We start from the raw sequence: 2716 nt of genomic DNA, 5'->3' as shown, positions 1-2716 counted from the left end.
ACGGCGGGCTGGGCGAGCAGGCCGCGGCGGTCGCCGCGACCGGCGTCGAGGCCGTCGCGATCGACCTGTTCAAGGGTGCCGTTCCCTCGGCCGAGGAGCTCGCCGCGTTCGAGGGCAAGACCGTCGTCGCTGGCGTCGTGGACGGCCACAACATCTGGCGCAACGACCTCGCGGCATCGGCCGCGAAGCTCGACTCGCTCCGGGCCGCGGGTGCCGACGTCGCGGTGAGCACGTCGACGTCGACCTTCCACGTCCCGCACGACGTCGAGGAGGAGACCCAGCTCGACGCCCAGCTGCGCAGCTGGCTCGCCTTCGCCGACCAGAAGGTCGCCGAGGTCGCGACCCTCGCCGGCTACCTGGCCGATCCGGCCGCCGCCCAGTCCGCGATCGACGAGGCGTCCAGCGTCCTCGCCTCGCGCGCCGACGCCCCTGGCGTCCGCCGTCGCGAGGTGCGCGAGCGCACGGGCGCGCTCACGGACGCCGACTTCTCGCGCTCCGACTACACCGCGCGGGCCGCCGCGCAGGACGCCGAGCTGCACCTCCCGCCGCTCCCGACGACGACGATCGGCTCCTTCCCGCAGACGTCCGAGGTCCGCGGCGCCCGCGCCCGCCTCATCAAGGGTGCGATCGACGCGGCCGAGTACGAGCGGCTCATGAAGGACGAGATCAAGCGCGTCGTTGACCTGCAGGAGGAGCTCGGCTTCGACGTGCTCGTGCACGGCGAGCCCGAGCGCAACGACATGGTCCAGTACTTCGCCGAGAACCTCGACGGCTTCGACGTCACTGTCCACGGCTGGGTGCAGTCCTACGGCTCGCGCTGCACGCGCCCGTCGATCCTGTGGGGCGACGTGTCCCGCCCGGCTCCCATCACGGTCCCGTGGGCCGAGTACGCGCAGTCGCTCACCGAGAAGCCCATGAAGGGCATGCTCACTGGCCCCGTGACGATCCTCGCGTGGTCCTTCGTGCGCAACGACCAGCCGCTTGCCGAGACGGCCAACCAGGTGGCCCTCGCGCTCCGCGACGAGATCGCGGACCTCGAGACTGCCGGTATCAAGGTCATCCAGGTGGACGAGCCCGCGCTCCGTGAGCTGCTCCCGCTGCGTCGCGCCGACCAGCCGGCCTACCTTGACTGGTCCGTCAAGTCGTTCCGGCTCGCGACGGCCGGCGCCGCGGACGCGACGCAGGTCCACACGCACCTGTGCTACTCGGAGTTCGGCGTGATCATCGACGCGATCGACGGCCTCGACGCCGACGTGACCTCGATCGAGGCCGCGCGCTCGCGGATGGAGGTCGTCAACGACCTCGAGACGCACGGCTTCGGCCGCGGCGTCGGTCCGGGCGTGTACGACATCCACTCGCCGCGCGTCCCGTCGCAGGGCGAGATTGAGGAGCTGCTCAAGACTGCCGTCGCGCACGTCCCGTCGCGGCAGCTCTGGGTGAACCCGGACTGCGGCCTCAAGACGCGTGGCTACGCGGAGACCGAGGAGTCGCTGCGGAATCTCGTCGAGGCCACGAAGGTCGCGCGCGGGGTCATCGCAGCCAGCGCCTGACGCCTATCGCTTGAGGGGTCCCGTCCCAAACGTTGCGGGGTCAATGTCAGAACATTGACCCCGCAAGGCACCGGACGGGACCCCTCAACATTTAATCCCAGAAGACACTCAGTCCCAGGAGACCTCGTCGTCGACCACGCCGTCCTCGTCCGCCGCCGCGACGAGCACCTCGTCGGTGAAGCCCTGGCCCAGCGTGAAATCGAGAACGAAATAGCGCTCCGGCTGGCCTGGGAAAATGCCCACCCGGGTGAGGCGCAGCGCGCGGACGAACGCGTCGTCGTCGACCGCGTCTGACTTCTCGACCCCGAAAAGCTCGCGGATCTTCCCGTCGGTGAGGTTCTGGCAGTGGAAGTGCCGATACTCGACGGCGGGGGAGTCCTCGTCGGTCAGATCCAGCGCGATGCGTTCGCGCGCGGCCTCGATGAGCTCGGGGAGGAATCGGAGCCGGTAGTCGACCTTGTGGATACACGACTCGTCCATGCGATCGTGCTCGCCGAAGCTCAGGTCGAGATCGACGGGCACGCCCTCGTGCTCGTACTGGCCAGAGATGACCCGCTGCCCCGCCGGCGTGAGGGCAATTTCCCCAAAGTGCTGGCTGACTGCCGTCTCCATGACTAAACGATAGCCCGGGCCCACTCGGCAGGCCAGCATGTTGAGCCGGGCCGCCGCGCGCTACTTTGAGAGGGTGATCCCGGATCAGCAAGCGCGGGCCGCCGTCGCCGCGGCGCGCGCGGAGTTCGAATCAGGCGCGACCCGCCCGCTCGCGTGGCGCCGCCGTCAGCTGCTCGCGCTCAGGGCCATGCTGAGGGAGCGGCGGCGCGAGTTCGAGGCGGCCCTCGCAGAGGACCTTGGCAAGAGCGCCACGGACGCGTGGCTGCACGAGCTCGGACTCGTCGCCGGCGAGGTCTCCCACGCGCTCGCGCATCTCGACGGATGGACCCGGCCTCGGCCCGCGGAGGTCCCCACGGCCCTCGCCCCGGCCACGGCGTGGACCCGGCCGGAACCCCTCGGCGTGGTGCTGGTCCTCGGCCCGTGGAACTATCCGCTCATGCTCGTGCTCGCGCCCCTCGTGGGCGCCCTCGCCGCGGGCAACACCGTGGTGGTCAAGCCGAGCGAGCACGCGCCGAGCACGAGCGCGGCCCTCGCGCGGTGGGTCGCCGAGTACC

At 70.6% G+C, this 2716-nt stretch carries 3 protein-coding genes; 2 read left to right on the top strand and 1 reads right to left on the bottom strand.

Going from position 1 to position 2716, the window contains the following annotated elements:
• A partial coding sequence (metE, locus tag ACLN58_RS20580) for a 5-methyltetrahydropteroyltriglutamate--homocysteine S-methyltransferase (RefSeq protein WP_415857091.1) occupies window positions 1-1550 on the top strand: 1550 nt, incomplete at its 5' end.
• Window positions 1551-1658: 108 nt separating this feature from the next.
• Here metE and ACLN58_RS20575 read toward each other — a convergent pair.
• Window positions 1659-2162, bottom strand: coding sequence for a DUF2004 domain-containing protein (locus tag ACLN58_RS20575; RefSeq protein ID WP_415857090.1), 504 nt, complete (start codon window positions 2160-2162; stop codon window positions 1659-1661).
• A 73-nt stretch (window positions 2163-2235) separates the two neighbouring features.
• Here ACLN58_RS20575 and ACLN58_RS20570 point away from each other — a divergent pair.
• The coding region (locus tag ACLN58_RS20570; RefSeq protein WP_415857089.1) for an aldehyde dehydrogenase family protein at window positions 2236-2716 on the top strand (481 nt) is incomplete at its 3' end.

The sequence above is a fragment of the Sinomonas sp. G460-2 genome, from assembly GCF_047759905.1.
GTDB lineage: Bacteria > Actinomycetota > Actinomycetes > Actinomycetales > Micrococcaceae > Sinomonas.
This window is presented reverse-complemented; position numbering and strand designations above follow the sequence as displayed.